The sequence below is a fragment of the Telluria sp. ZB4P34 genome, assembly GCF_059686055.1.
The window spans coordinates 1-13943 of the sequence record NZ_JCASIF010000029.1; the positions used below are offsets into that span (position 1 = coordinate 1).

The window sequence follows — 13943 nt, forward strand, 5'->3', positions numbered from 1 at the left end:
AAGTCAAAGCCTGATGACCATAGCAAGTCGGTCCCACCCCTTCCCATCCCGAACAGGACCGTGAAACGACTTTGCGCCGATGATAGTGCTGCAACCAGTGTGAAAGTAGGTTATCGTTAGGCTAGTTATAAGAGAAAGCCCATCCAGTGACCTGGATGGGCTTTTTTGCGTTTGCACGCAACACCCCGGTTCGGAGCCGCACCACAAATCCTTGCCCCGGTGAGGATGTTTGCTTTCTGTGCGCGCGTCTCGCGTTAGCTCAGCAATCCGGCGTCCGACTGTTCACGGAAATTGGGCCTCCGCCAAGGGGGGCGCCTAGTCCCTGGAGGCATCGCACGACGCGCTGTCACGCATACCTCAGCCTTACCGACCAGTCATGTCTGCGCGCATGTGCGCCAGTAGCCTGTCCAGCACGGGCGTGGTGGCGCCGGCGATGCGCTCGATGCTGGCCTCGCGCAGCGCGGCGGTGTCGACCACCCGGTCGCTGCGCAGCCCTGCCCAAGCCAGCAGCGCCGCGCCGGCTTGCGGATGGTCGAACACGCCGTGAAGGTAGGTACCGAGCACCTGGCCATCGCGCGAACACGCACCTTCGCTGCGTCCGTCGATGACGAAGGCCGGCAGGTCCAGCGCGGCGCCGTGCGACACGCCCATGTGGATCTCGTAGCCGCGCAGCTCGCACTGCGTCCCGTCCGGCAGCCTGGCCCGGCCGCTGACCTGCGCCAGGCGCTTCTCCTGCGCGAGCTCGGTATCGATGTCGAGCAGGCCGAGTCCTTCCGATGTTCCCGCAGCGGCTTCCAGCCCGTGCGGGTCTGCGACGGAACGGCCCAGCATCTGGAAGCCGCCGCAGATGCCGATGACCTTGCCTCCATAGCGCAGGTGCCGCGCCAGCTGCGCTGGCCAGCCTTGCGCCTCCAGCCAGGCCAGGTCGCCGCGCGTATTCTTGCTCCCCGGAAGAATGACCAGGTCCGCCGCGGGAATGGCTTCACCCGCACGCACGAAGCGCAGGTCCACGTCCGGATGCGCGCGCAAGGCATCGAAATCGGTATGGTTGCTCATGCGCGGCAGGCTCGGGACCACGACGCGGAAGGCGCCCCGGCCTGACTGCGCCGGCTGCACCGCATCTTCGGCATCGAGGTACATGCCGTGCAGGTAGGGCAGGACGCCGAGCACCGGCTTGCCGGTCTGCGCTTCCAGCCACGTCAGTCCCGGTTCGAGCAGCTTGATGTCGCCGCGGAAGCGGTTGATGACGAAGCCCACGATCCGCCTGCGCTCCGACTCGGACAGGCAGGCCAGGGTGCCGACGATGTGGGCGAACACGCCGCCACGGTCGATGTCGGCGACGAGGATCACCGGACAGTCGACCGCTTCCGCAAATCCCATGTTGGCGATGTCGCGGTCGCGCAGGTTGATCTCGGCCGGGCTGCCGGCGCCCTCGACGACCACTGCGTCGTACTGCCCGAGCAGGCGTGCATGCGATTCCAGCACCGCCGCCATCGCCGCTGTCTTGTACTGGTGGTAGTCACGCGCGTTCATTTCGGCGCGCACGCGGCCATGAATGATCACCTGGGCGCCGGTGTCGCTCGATGGCTTGAGCAGCACCGGGTTCATGTCGGTGTGCGGCTCCAGGCCCGCGGCGATCGCCTGCAGCGCCTGTGCACGCCCGATCTCGCCGCCGTCCGCCGTGACCGCGCTGTTGAGCGCCATGTTCTGCGGCTTGAATGGCGCCACCCGTATGCCACGCTCGAACAGCAAGCGGCACAGGGCCGCCACCACCGTGCTCTTGCCGGCGTCCGAAGTGGTGCCCTGCACCATCAGGGTACGGAAGGGCAGGTCCTTCATTTGCCGCGGTGCTGGCGCGCCAGCTCGAGTTTCTCGCACAGGATGGCCGTTCCGGCGATCAAGCGCGGTCCCGCGCGGTTGAGCAGGTCGCCGTCGACCGTGAACAGGTTGTTCCTGTGCGTGGCCGTCAGCGTGGCATAGGGCTTCCACATGCTGACGCCGCCGTAGTTCTTCTCGGCGGTGCCGAACACCGCCTCCGGATCGGCCTGCAGCACGCTCTCGATCGACACGACCGGTGCGACCACCGTCAGCTTGTCGAAGATGTTCTCGCCGCCGCACAGGCGCAGTGCGTCGGTGATGATGTGTCTGCCGCTGAGCGTGTACAGCGGCTTGTCCCATACCTGGTAAAAGGCGCGCACGCGAGGGCGTCCCGCATAGCGGGTGCGCAGCGCCGCCAGCTGCCGGCGCAGCTCGGCCGCGGCGGGAACGGCCACGGCTTCCGTCCCCATGAGCTCGCCGAGACGGGAGACGTTGTCCGGAATGCCGTCGAGCGTTTGCGGATCGCTCAGGAATACCGGTACGCCCAGCTGGCGGACCATCTCGATCTGGCGTTCCGAATTGTTGTGCATCCAGGCGACGATCAGGTCCGGCTTCATGCTGATGACGCGCTCGAGGTCGATCTCGCGGTTCGATCCGATGCGCGCAATGCCCTTAGCGGCTTCCGGATAGTCGCTATAGTTCACCGCGCCGACGATACGGCTGCCGCCGCCGGCGGCGAACAGCACCTCGGTGACGTGCGGCGCCATGGAAATGACCCGCATCGCCGGTTTGCCGAGCGTGACCGCATTGCCCGCGTCGTCGCGCACCGTCGCTGCACCCGCCAGCGGCGCAGCCAAAGCCGCGGCCAGGGCTGCCGCCGCGAAGTCCAAGCTTGTCATCGAATTCTCCATTCTAGAAGTGCATGTTCCAGCCGCTGCCATCCTCCTTCGTCCGGCGGCAGCCCGAGGCGGATGCCGCGCCCCGCTTCACGGAACAGGCGGCACCAGATGCCGTGGCGCGCCATGTGCGCGTGGAAGTCTTCCGGCTGGGCTTCGGGCCACCAGTGGAACAGCGGCGTGCCGGTCGCGCGAATGCCCTGCGTTTCCAGCAGCCCGCGCATGCGCACTCCTTCCCTCTGGAGACGCGCGAAGGTCGATTGCTGCCAGTCGGTGTCGCGCAGCGCCTGCAGCGCCACCGCCTGGGCGGGCCCGCTCACGGTCCACGGCCCCAGCAGGTCCGCGAGCGCACGCAGGGTAGCCGTGTCGGCGCCCACGAATCCCAGCCGCAGTCCTGCCAGCCCGAAGAACTTCCCGACCGAGCGCAGCACGATCAGGCCGGGTTGCCCCGCATGGCCGTTAAGGCTCAGCGCCGGGTCGGTATCCCCGAAAGCTTCGTCGACCACCAGCCAGCCGCCACGCGCGGCGAGCCGGCCGGCCCATGCCAGCAAGCGCGCAGACGCGATCGTCTCGCCGGTCGGGTTGTTCGGATTGACGACGACCACGACCTCACTGGTCTCGACCGCGGCCGCCAGCTTCGTGTAGGGGGCGAGCTGCAGCGCATGCCCATGCTTCGCCCAGGCATATGCGTGCTCGGCATACGAGGGCGCGGACACCGTCACCCGTGACGGCGCCCGTAGCCGCGGCAGGGCCTGGATGGCGGCCTGTGTGCCGGCCACCGGCAACAGGTCGGCGGCGCCGTAATACGCGCAGGCTGCCGCCAGCAGCGCCGGATCCGGCTCGGGCAGGCGGTGCCAGGCGTCCGCAGGCAGCGCGGGCGCCGGATAGCCGTGCGGGTTGATGCCGGTCGACAGGTCGATCCAGTCGTCGCGTCCATGGAGGCGCGCGGCCTCGCGCAGGTTGCCGCCGTGCTCAAGCATGCCGGCCCCAGGCCAGCACCAGCAGCGCCGCCATGCAGGCGACGGCGAGCCAGAGCAGGGTAGTGTGCAGTACGAGGCGCCAGGCGCGCACGATGTCCGTTGCCGTAGCGGCCGGCCCTGCGCCCAGCGGTGGGCGCTGCTCGGTCCCGCCGTCGTAGACGGCGGCGCCGCCCAGCGATACCCCGAGGGCGCCGGCGCCGCTGGCCATGACCGGCCCGGCGTTCGGGCTGCTCCAGGCGCCGGCCTGGGTGCGCCAGCATTGCCACGCGCGTGCACGCGCCGGGCCGGCCAGCAGCACGTAGGACAGGGCAGTGAGCCGCGCCGGCACGAAGTTCAGCGCGTCGTCGATGCGTGCTGCGGTGCGGCCGAACAGGTTGAAGCGTTCGTTGCGGTAGCCCCACATGGCGTCGAGCGTGTTGGCAAGCCGGAACAGGACGGCGCCGGCGCCGCCAGCCACCATGAACCAGAACAGCGTGCCGAACACCGCATCGTTGCCGTTTTCGAGCAGCGACTCGGCGCCGGCCTTGGCCAGGTCGGCTTCCTGGGCCACGTGTGTGTCGCGGCTGACGATCCATGACGTGCGGGTGCGCGCCGTGGCCAGGTCGCCGGCGCGCAGCGCGTCGACGATCGGTATCGCATGTTCGCGCAGACTGCGCAAGCCGATGCAGGCATACAGCAGCACGGCATGCAGCCACAGCCCGGCATGCTGCGCCGCCAGCCATGCCAATGCAGCGAGGGGCAGGACCGCAAGCGACCAGCCGAGCAGGCCACGCGCCAGGCGCGCCTGGCCCCGGTTCAGCCGGTGCTCGACCCGCGCCGCGAGCTTGCCGAACCCCACCAGCGGATGCCAGCGCCGCGGCTCGCCCAGCAGCAGGTCGAGCAGCACGCCCGCGACCAGCAGGCCGGCAATCTGCTGCATCGACAGGCCGCTCAGCATGCGGCGCCCTTGAGCAGCAGCGGCAACCCGGCCGCCACGAAGACGACACGGTCCGCGCGCGCTGCCACTTCCTGATTCAGCCTGCCCGCCTCGTCGGCGAAGCAGCGCGACAGCGCACCCCAGGGAACGATGCCCATGCCGATCTCGTTCGAGACAAAGACCACGTCGCCGCCGGTGCCCTCGTGGAGCAGCTCCAATAGCGCCGCATGCTCCTGGTGAAAGCGCTCCGGCAGGTCGACCTGCCCCACGTCTGGCCAGGCGCGCCCGTCGCAGAACATCAGGTTGCTCAGCCAGAGCGTCAGGCAATCGACCACCACCAGACGCTGTGGGGTACAGTGTTCGCGCAGTACTGCGGCCAGCGACAGTTCTTCTTCGACCGTCCGCCAGTGGGAAGGGCGCCGTTCCCGGTGGTGGGCGATGCGCGCCGCCATTTCGGCGTCGCCTGCGCGCGAGGTGGCGACGTAGACGATCTCCTTGCCGGAATCCCTGGCCAGCCGTTCCGCATGGCCGCTCTTGCCCGAGCGGGCGCCGCCGAGCACGAGGGTGCAGGTCATGGCGCAGTCCCCTTGAAAAGCGCCGCGATGGCGGGCGGGTTGGACGGGAAGTAGCTGTGGAAGTAGGACGCGGTGAGCGATCCCAGTCGGTACACGGCTTCGCCTTGTGCGTCGGTGCTCGTCTTGACGGTGTAAGCCTGCGCCGGCACGGGGGTCTCGAAGCGCGAATAATGGAAGCTGTGGCCGCGCACCGGTCCCTGCGCGGTCGGCATCGCATGGGCGCCGAGTCCGGCCAGGCGCGGCTGCATGCGCACCTCGCCCGGCAGCAGCCCAGCCATGGGCCAGCGCTTGCCGTCCTGGTCGGTGAGACCGTCGGCCAGCGCCATCATGCCCCCGCACTCGGCCAGGATCGGCACGCCGCGCCCGTGGACCGCATGCAGGGACCCATGCCAGCGGGATGCCTTCGCCAGCGCCTCGCCGTGCAGTTCCGGATAGCCGCCGGGCAGGAATACGGCATTGGCATCGACCGGCACCGGCTCGTTCGCCAGCGGCGAGAAGTAGCGCAGGCGCGCGCCCATCTTTTCCAGCAGGTCGAGATTGGCGTGGTAGAGGAAGCAGAAGGCCGCGTCGCGCGCGATGGCGACCGTACGTCCGTCCAGCAGCCGGTCCACCCCCTGCCATTCGGTCGCCGACTGCGTCATCACCGGCAGGCCACTCCAGGCATCCTCGTCGAAGTGGAGGCCGTCCGCAAGTTTGTCGAGCAGCGCTTCCAGGCCGTCGACTTCGCCCGGCAGGACGAGTCCGAGGTGGCGTTCCGGCAGCGGCGTGTCCTGGCGCGCCAGCCAGCCGACCAGCGGGATGTCGCGCAGCGAGGACGCCACCATGTTCGCGTGGCCTTCGCTCGCAATGCGGTTGGCCACCACACCCGCAAGAGCAACGGGACCGTAGTCGCGCAGGCCGCGCGCGACCGCGCCTAGCGTCTGCGCCATGGCCGACGCGTCGATCACGGCCAGCACGGGCACGCCGAACTCGCGCGCCAGGTCCGCTGCGGACGGGGAGCCGTCGTACAGGCCCATCACTCCTTCGATCAGGATCGCATCGGACTCGCGCGCCGCGTCGTGCAGGCGGCGCCGGCATTCGTCGACGCCGACCATCCACAGGTCGAGGCTGTGGACCGGCGCGCCGGATGCCCGTTCGAGCAGCATCGGGTCGATGAAGTCGGGGCCGCACTTGAATACCCGCACGCGCAGGCCCTGGCGCAGCAGCTTGCGCGCCAGGGCGGCGGTGACGCTGGTCTTGCCCTGGCCCGACGCCATTGCCGCGACCAGCACGGCGCGTGCGCCCGCATCCCTGTTCATTACCACTCGGTCCCGGCCTGCGCCGCGATGCCCGCCTTGAAGGCGTGCTTGACGACGTTCATCTCGGTAACCGTATCGGCCACCGCCACCAGTTCGGGCGGCGCGCCGCGGCCCGTAATTACCACGTGCTGCATCACCGGGCGGTCGAGCAGGTCGGCGATGACGGTGTGCACGTCGAGGTATTTGTACTTCAGGGCGATGTTCAGTTCGTCCAGCACCACCATGCCGCAGGCCGGGTTTGTCAGGTATCGCCGCGCCTGCTCCCACGCTTCGCCCGCCCTGGCGATGTCCCGCTCGCGGTCCTGGGTCTCCCAGGTGTAGCCTTCGCCCATCGCGTGGAAGCTGACTTCGTCGGGGAAGCGGCGCAGGAATTTTTCCTCGCCGGTGGACATGGCGCCCTTGATGAACTGGACCACGCCGACCTGCATGCCGTGGCCGAGCGCACGCGTCACCATGCCGAAGGCACTCGAGCTCTTTCCCTTGCCGTTGCCGGTGTTGACAATGATGATGCCGATTTCCTTGTCGGCAGCCGCGATCTTGGCGTCGATGACGGCCTTCTTGCGCTCCATACGCTGGCGGTGGCGCTCGTTCAATGCATCGAGCTCTTCCTGGGTCATGTCGTTCATGTGGTGGCCTCATAGGGGAGGAAAATGCGGCGGCCGCCGTGCTCGATCATCTCGATCGGGTGGCCGAGGTAGTCGCCCAGCAGCGCCGGCTGCATCGTGTCGGCGACGGCGCCGGCCAGCCAGCGGCCATCGCCATGCAGCAGCAGCGCGTGGGTGGAAATGTGGTAGGCAAGGTTCAGGTCGTGACCGATCATGACCACGGTCTTGCCCTGCTCGCGGCACAGGCGGGACAGCAGTCCCATGCAGCTCACCTGGTGCGCGAGGTCGAGCGCATTGGCCGGCTCGTCGAGCAGCAGCAGCGGGGTGTCTTGCGCCAGCAGCGCGGCAATCGCGACGCGCTGGCGCTCGCCGCCGGAGAGGGTGCGGACGTCGCGGGCGGCGAGATCCGCCACTTCCATCACTTCCAGGGCCGCCATGGCGGCCTGGTGGTCGTCGCTGCCTTCCCAGTAGCGGTTCGCGTGGTAGGGATGGCGCGCAGACAGCACGGTTTCGATCACGCTGTACGAGAACGCATCGTGGCGCGACTGTGCCAGGAAGGCGCGCGCGCGCGCCAGCTCGTCCGGCTCCCAGCGCTCCAGCGGGCGGCCGCCCACCACGACGGCGCCGCCGCCAGGGCTGCGCAGGCCGGCCAGGGTCCGCATCAGGGTGCTCTTGCCGGCGCCGTTGCGGCCGATGATGCTCCAGCATTCGCCAGGGCGGGCGGCCCAGTCGAGCTGGCGCACGAGCGTGCGCGTGCCGACCGTGATGTCGAGAAATTCGGTGCGGATCATCTCACCTCCTCAGCCGGTGCAGCTGGTACAGGAAGACCGGCGCGCCGATGACCGCGGTGATCGCGCCGACGGGCAGCTGCTGCGGCGCGATGATGGTGCGCGCCAGCGTATCGCACAGCACCAGGAAGCTGCCGCCCGTCAGCACCGCAGCCGGAATCAGCACGCGGTGGTCGGGCCCGAAGGCGAAGCGGCAGGCGTGCGGGACGATCAGGCCGACGAAGCCGACCGAGCCGGCGCTGGTGACGGCGCTGGCGGTCAGCACGCCGGACACGAAGAACAGTCCCTTGCGCAGGCGGCCGACCCGGATGCCCAGCGTAGCGGCCGCCTCCGCGTGCAGCGCGACCACGTTCATGGCGCGCGCGCTGCGCAAGGCGTATAGCATGCCTGCGCCGAGCACCAGCCAGGGCGTCAGGCGCAGCGGCGCCCCGGCAAGGTCGCCGATCATCCAGAAGATCATGCTGCGCAGCCGGCCTTCCGGCGCGATCGACAGCATCAGGGTTACCAGGGCCATGCAGGCGGACGACAGGATCACCCCGGTGAGCAACAGCATCGAGGTGCCTCCTTCCGCCGCCAGGCCCCCGCGCAGGTCGCGCCGGGCCAGCAGGTAGAGCAGCATCGACACCGCTACCGCACCGCCCAGTGCGGCCATGTCGACCACGATTGCGGTCGCCATCAGCAGCAGCGCCAGCAGGGCGCCCACCGAGGCGCCCGCCGAGATGCCGAGCACATAGGGGTCGGCCAGCGGGTTGCGCAGCAGCGCCTGCATCATCACCCCGGCCAGCGCCAGCGCGCCGCCGGTGACGAAGGCCGTCAGCGCGCGGCCCGCGCGCAGCTCCAGCAGCGACGCGGCCAGCGAACTTTCGCCCCGCGCCAGCTGGCGCAGGGCGTCCGGCATCTCGGCCAGGGGCACGGCGATCGAACCCGTCATGCCGGAGAACAGCAGGCTGGCGACGGCGCACAGCAGCAGCGCGCCGATGGCGAGCATGGCGCGCTGGCGGTGTGCATGGGCGGGGTGATGCATGGGGCTCCTTCTCGACAAGGCCGGTTAGCGGATGCCGTAGCGCAGGCCTGCGAACCAGGTGCGGCCACTGGTGCCGTAGTTGCGCACCAATTCATAGCGCTTGCCGGCAGCGTTGTCGAGACGCAGCAGCAGCGATACCTCCGGCGTGAGCTGCCAGCTAGTGTACAGGTTGAGCAGCCCGTAGCCGCCCAGCCGATTGCGGTTGGCCGCGTCGTCGAAGCGCTCGCCCGACAGCAGCAGCTCGGCGCCGGCCGTCAGCTTGCCCCGGCTGCTGTCCGCAGTGAAGCTGGCGTGCTTCTTCGAACGGCGCGCCAGTTGCTTGCCGGTGGTCTCGTCCTTCGGGTCCTGCCAGTCCAGGCTGCCGCGCAGCCTTGCGCCGGCCACGCGCGTCTCGGCCGCCAGGCTCAGGCCTTCCAGCGTGGCGCGGTTGACGTTGTAGGCGCAGCTGCCGGTGCGGCCCGGGCACGGGTTGGCGGTGACGATCATGTCGGTCAGGCGGTTGCGGAACCAGGTGGCGTCGAACTGCAACTGCCCTGCGTCGTAGCGCAGGCCGGCTTCCAAGTTGCGGCCCTTTTCCGGTTTGTTGGTCGGCAGGCCGTAGCCGGGGAAGTACAGTTCGTTGAAGGTCGGCGCGCGGAAGCTGGTGCCGGTGCTGGCCGTGGCGCGCCAGCCCTTGCCGAAGTGGTAGCCGTAGCCGGCCGCACCGGTGTTCCTGTTGCCGTAGATCGAGCGGTCGTGGCGGGCGCTGAGGTCGACCAGGTGGCTGCCGCGCCTGGCCGAATAGGCGGCCGCATACGAATTGGTGATACGGGCGCGCGTCAACGCCTCGTTGGAGCTCGATGCGACGTCTTCCTTGCGGTGGCTGTAGAGGAGTTGCAGCGTGTCGGGGCCGAGCGCGATGCTGTTCTGCCAGGTGAATTCGTCCTGGCGGGTATCGATCTGGCTGGCGCCGGATGGCAGGGCGCTGGTGAAGCTGCCCAGCTTGTCGCTTGACCTGGCGTATTGCACGGTGCTGCGCCAGTTCGAGGCGAGCTGGCTGGCCAGGTAGACTGCTGCCGTGTTCAGGTCTTGCTGGCTGTTGACGTCGTAGGGCCCGGCGCCGCTGTCGTATTGCGAGCGCAGGTCGCTATGCAGGAACTGCGCCCCGATCTCGTGCCCCGGCGTGACGGTATAGGACACCTGGCCATTGGCATTGCGGCGGCGGTAGCCGTCTTCGTCAGCGTTGAAGCCGAAGGCGCCAGGACGCGTGGCCGAGAAACCGTCCGAGTCTTCGTAGCCGGCACTCAAGGCGTAGCGCAGGGCGCCGCCGGCGCCGTAGAGGCCGGCATCGAGCTTGCGGGTGCCGTTGCTGCCGGCGCCGATCGAGCCACTGGCCGTCGGGCCGGCGTCGCCCTTGCGGGTAAAGATCTGGATCACGCCGCCGATCGCGTCCGCCCCGTACAGGGTGCTCAGCGGTCCGTAGACGACTTCGATGCGCTCGATGGCGGCGAGTGGCACCGCGTTCCAGGCCGCCACACCGCTGGTGGACGAACCGATGCGCACGCCGTCCAGCAGGACCACGACGCCGTTGCTGTTGGCGCCGCGCAGGAACACGCTGGTCGAGGCGCCGGCGCTGCCGTTGCGGGTGATCTCGATGCCGCGCTGGCGCTGCAGCACGTCGGCTACCGAACCAGCGCCCGAGCGCGCAATTTCTTCGGCATGGATCACGGTGGTGTCGGCGATGACGTCGACCGCGCGTTGCGGCATGCGGCTGGCGGTGACGAGGACCGCGTCAAGGGTTTGTGCGGAGACAGGTGCAGCAAGGGTGAGTGCGAGCGACAGCGCGAACGGCAGCGCGGCCGCTTGCCGTCTTACAGGGAGATTCATGAATAACTCAATCAAAAGACAACCAGCCGACGTCCCCGTAGGCCAGATTGATCAGGAGCGCCTCGCAGGCACTCCCACCTTTTGGCCGGTATCCGGGCTGGCAAGTGTGGCCGTCCGACCTTCCCATGCAAAACGCACAGTGGTCATGGAAGACGGTTTGCCGCGCAGCCCTGCACTGTTCATGCATCGAGCGCGGCACTTGCTTACCGTTGCGGGGGCAGCACACGTTGGCCTTTTAAAGGGCTTCGTGTTTCCCGTTTAACTGCAGTCGTGAACACGACCGCGAGCACCAAAACGCCGTCATTATACGGCGGGACCGCGGGCCTTGTCAGTCTTTCAGCACGATCACTTCGCCGTAGTCGATGCTGTGCGCGCTGGAAGCCGCATGCAGCGCCGCCTCTTCGATGCTGCCGTGGGCGTGCAGGGCGCAGAGCAGGCGCATGGTGCCGGCATGGCAGATGAGGAAGGCATGGGACTGGCCGGCCTGGCGCAACCCGTCGCGGAAGGCGGCAACGCGGCGGGCCACCTGCAGCACGCTTTCCCCGCCGCCGGGGCGATAGTGCAGCAGGTCGGCGGCCCAGGCGTCCACTTCGCTGCGGGGAATCGCATCCCAGCTGCGCATCTCCCAGGCGCCGAAGTCCATCTCGGCGAGGCGTGCGTCGAGCGCGGCGTGAACGCCCAGCTGCTGCGCCAGGGCGGTACAGCGTAGCAGCGGGCTGGCATACACGGGCAGCGCGCCCGGCAATCCGCCCTCGCGCAGGCCGGCGGCGACCTGCGCGAGGGCGGCCGCGGGCGCGGCAAGGTCGGTCCTGCCATAGCAGATGCCGGGCGCAATCTCCGGCCGCGGGTGGCGCACGAGGACCAGCTGCATCGTTAGACGAGGGCGCCCTGGCCGAGCGTGGCCAGCACGGCGAGGTAGATCACGGCTTCCGCCAGTTGCTGCACCGCGCCGAGGCAGTCGCCGGTGTAGCCGCCGATGCGGCGGCTGAACTTCCGGGCAAGCCACCAGGTTGCGGCGCCGCAAGCGAGGAGCGCCGCAACCAGGGCGCGCAGGTCGAGCACGCCGGCCGCGAGCAGGATGGCGGCGGCGATGGCCACCGTCGCTGCGGCAATGCCGAACTCCATTGTCGTCATGCGCTCGGCCAGCGGCTTGGCTTTGCCTTCGGCGCGCGCATATTCCATGCGCCAGATGAGCGAGGTGGCCGCCAGGCGCGACAGCGGATGGGCGAGCAGCAGGGCGCCGATGGCGCTGGCGGGCGGCAGCGCCGCCAGCGTCGTGCACTTGGTGGCGAGCATGCACACGATGCCGATCGCGCCATACGCGCCCACGCGGGAATCCTTCATGATCTCGAGCACCCGCTCGCGCGACATGCCGCCGCCGATCCCGTCGCAGGTGTCGGCAAAGCCGTCCTCGTGGAAGGCGCCGGTGGCGTAGATGGTCGCGACGGTCGACAGCACCGCCGCCACCGGGGACGTGAAGACGAGGCTCGCCACGGTATACACGCCGGCGGCGATCGCACCCACGACCATGCCGACCAGCGGGAAGTAGCGCGACGCATGGTGCAGCCACTCCTGCTCGAAGCCGACCCAGCGCGGGATCGGCAGGCGCGTGAAGAACTGGACGGCGATGAAGAACAGGCGCAGCTGCTGCATGGCCTGGTCAGCTGCCGGTGCTGGTGCTGGTGCTGACCTGCGCCGATGCGAAGGTCGCCATCTCGTTCAGGAAGTTGGCGGCTGCCCGCACCAGGGGCAGGGCGAGGGCGCTGCCGGTGCCTTCGCCAAGGCGCAGCCCCAATTGCAGCAGCGGCTGGGCGCCGAGCGCGTCGAGCATCAGGCGGTGCCCGTTCTCGTCGGAGCAGTGGGCGAATACGCAGTAGTCGAGGATGGCCGGCTGCAGGCGGCTTGCCACCAGCAAGGCGCTGGTGACGATGAAGCCGTCGATCAGCAGCAGCTTGCGCTGCTCGGCCGCCTTCAGCATGGCGCCGGCCATCATGGCAATCTCGAAGCCGCCGAAAGTGGCGAGTACGGCGAGCGGATCATCGACGCCCGCATGCCGTTCGACGGCTGCGGCGATGACCTCTTGCTTGCGCCGAATGCCGTCGGGCGACAATCCCGTACCGGCGCCGACGCATTGCGTCAGTGGCAGGCCGGTCAGCTTGTGCATGATGGCGGCAGCTGCGGTCGTGTTCCCGATACCCATCTCGCCGAAGCCGACGACATTGCCGGGCAGGTCGCGCACCAGGGCGATCCCGTGTTCGAGCGCGGTGTCGAGCTGCGCACGCGACATCGCCGGCTCGGCCGCGAAGTTGCGCGTGCCGGGGGCCACCTTGCGGTCCAGCAGTCCCGCGCGCTCGCCGAAGTCGTGATTCACGCCGGCGTCGACCACGTACAGCGCGCAGCCGTTCTGGCGCGCGAACACATTGATGGCCGCCCCGTTTGCGAGGAAGTTCTCCACCATTTGCCAGGTCACGTCTTGCGGGTAGGCGGAGATGCCTTCTGCAACGACACCGTGGTCACCAGCGAACACGAGGATTGCCGGATCTGTGATGTGTACGGAAATCGAACGCTGGATCAGTCCGAGCTGGGCCGCAAGGGTCTCGAGGCGCCCAAGGCTGCCGAGCGGCTTCGTCTTGTTATCGATGGCGTGGAGCAGGGCTTGCGACAGGGCCGCGTCGGCAGTCGGCGTGATGGTAGGAAGGTGCATTGCCGGAAAATATCGTGGAAAAAACGCGACGATAGCATAATCGCAAGCGTTGTAAGTGCTTCCGGCCTTTGTTATAGTTTCGTTCCTCCGACGCGCAACGTAGCCTTCAGGCAGCGAACGCGAAAGAGACGAGGGGTTGACGAGGTAAGCGAAACGCTGCATAATCTCGCTTCTCTGCTGCTGACGAACACAACGCTTCGTCGAACACGGCAAGGTAGTACAGAATACAGTTCTTTAACAATCAACAGTCGATAAGTGTGGGCGTTTGATGAAGGTGCCAGCTGACTCCGGTCAGTTGAATACTTAAATTATCAAATGTTCACAAAAGTATTAAGCGTTGTCCCAGCAATGGGATGACGGTCAGTATCTTGAGTGAGCGACCCCTTAGAAATAAGGGTGACACGAAAGTGTCAACAAACAGAGATTGAACTGAAGAGTTTGATCCTGGCTCAGATTGAACGCTGGCGGCATGC

General features: G+C 68.1%; 13 protein-coding genes, 1 rRNA gene and 1 riboswitch. Of the genes, 1 reads left to right on the forward strand and 13 read right to left on the reverse strand.

Annotated elements, in window-relative coordinates; genetic code table 11:
- Positions 1–9 precede the first annotated feature (9 nt).
- Positions 10–122: ribosomal RNA gene (rrf, locus tag AC56KL_RS22920) — 5S ribosomal RNA — on the forward strand.
- 241 nt (positions 123–363) lie between these two features.
- Here the strand turns inward: rrf and AC56KL_RS22925 are convergent.
- The 13 genes from AC56KL_RS22925 to cobT all read right to left on the reverse strand — a co-directional run bounded on the left by AC56KL_RS22925 (position 364) and on the right by cobT (position 13470).
- Complete coding sequence (locus AC56KL_RS22925; protein WP_497182489.1) at positions 364–1839, reverse strand: cobyric acid synthase; 1476 nt, start codon at positions 1837–1839, stop codon at positions 364–366.
- The gene (locus tag AC56KL_RS22930) at positions 1836–2717 is read right to left on the reverse strand and encodes a cobalamin-binding protein (protein ID WP_497182490.1); all 882 of its coding nucleotides are present in this window, start codon (positions 2715–2717) and stop codon (positions 1836–1838) included. Before AC56KL_RS22930 ends, AC56KL_RS22925 begins: the two co-directional genes overlap by 4 nt.
- Positions 2714–3694, reverse strand: a complete 981-nt coding sequence (gene cobD / locus AC56KL_RS22935; RefSeq protein WP_497182491.1) for a threonine-phosphate decarboxylase CobD — start codon at positions 3692–3694, stop codon at positions 2714–2716. Before cobD ends, AC56KL_RS22930 begins: the two co-directional genes overlap by 4 nt.
- A complete protein-coding gene (cbiB, locus tag AC56KL_RS22940; RefSeq protein WP_497182492.1) occupies positions 3687–4631 on the reverse strand; it encodes an adenosylcobinamide-phosphate synthase CbiB in 945 nt (314 codons plus the stop codon). Before cbiB ends, cobD begins: the two co-directional genes overlap by 8 nt.
- Entirely contained in the window at positions 4625–5185 is a 561-nt protein-coding gene (gene cobU, locus AC56KL_RS22945; RefSeq protein ID WP_497182493.1) for a bifunctional adenosylcobinamide kinase/adenosylcobinamide-phosphate guanylyltransferase, read from the reverse strand. Before cobU ends, cbiB begins: the two co-directional genes overlap by 7 nt.
- Positions 5182–6483, reverse strand: coding sequence for a cobyrinic acid a,c-diamide synthase CobB (locus AC56KL_RS22950; RefSeq protein WP_497182494.1), 1302 nt, complete (start codon positions 6481–6483; stop codon positions 5182–5184). Before AC56KL_RS22950 ends, cobU begins: the two co-directional genes overlap by 4 nt.
- Positions 6483–7109 carry a cob(I)yrinic acid a,c-diamide adenosyltransferase gene (cobO, locus tag AC56KL_RS22955; RefSeq protein ID WP_497182495.1) on the reverse strand — a complete coding sequence of 209 codons (627 nt, stop codon included), beginning with the start codon at positions 7107–7109 and terminating at the stop codon, positions 6483–6485. Before cobO ends, AC56KL_RS22950 begins: the two co-directional genes overlap by 1 nt.
- Positions 7106–7879, reverse strand: coding sequence for an ABC transporter ATP-binding protein (locus tag AC56KL_RS22960; RefSeq protein WP_497182496.1), 774 nt, complete (start codon positions 7877–7879; stop codon positions 7106–7108). Before AC56KL_RS22960 ends, cobO begins: the two co-directional genes overlap by 4 nt.
- Before the next feature lies 1 nt (position 7880).
- Positions 7881–8900: a FecCD family ABC transporter permease gene (locus AC56KL_RS22965; RefSeq protein ID WP_497182497.1), complete on the reverse strand. Its 1020-nt coding sequence runs from the start codon at positions 8898–8900 to the stop codon at positions 7881–7883.
- A gap of 24 nt (positions 8901–8924) precedes the next feature.
- Positions 8925–10766, reverse strand: a complete 1842-nt coding sequence (locus AC56KL_RS22970; protein WP_497182498.1) for a TonB-dependent receptor domain-containing protein — start codon at positions 10764–10766, stop codon at positions 8925–8927.
- 66 nt (positions 10767–10832) lie between these two features.
- A riboswitch (cobalamin riboswitch) is annotated at positions 10833–11075 on the reverse strand.
- Positions 11076–11094: 19 nt separating this feature from the next.
- A complete protein-coding gene (locus tag AC56KL_RS22975; RefSeq protein ID WP_497182499.1) occupies positions 11095–11637 on the reverse strand; it encodes a histidine phosphatase family protein in 543 nt (180 codons plus the stop codon).
- A 2-nt stretch (positions 11638–11639) separates the two neighbouring features.
- The gene (locus AC56KL_RS22980; protein ID WP_497182500.1) at positions 11640–12419 is read right to left on the reverse strand and encodes an adenosylcobinamide-GDP ribazoletransferase; all 780 of its coding nucleotides are present in this window, start codon (positions 12417–12419) and stop codon (positions 11640–11642) included.
- Between the two features lie 7 nt (positions 12420–12426).
- A complete protein-coding gene (gene cobT / locus AC56KL_RS22985) occupies positions 12427–13470 on the reverse strand; it encodes a nicotinate-nucleotide--dimethylbenzimidazole phosphoribosyltransferase (protein ID WP_497182501.1) in 1044 nt (347 codons plus the stop codon).
- Between the last annotated feature and the right edge of the window lie 473 nt (positions 13471–13943).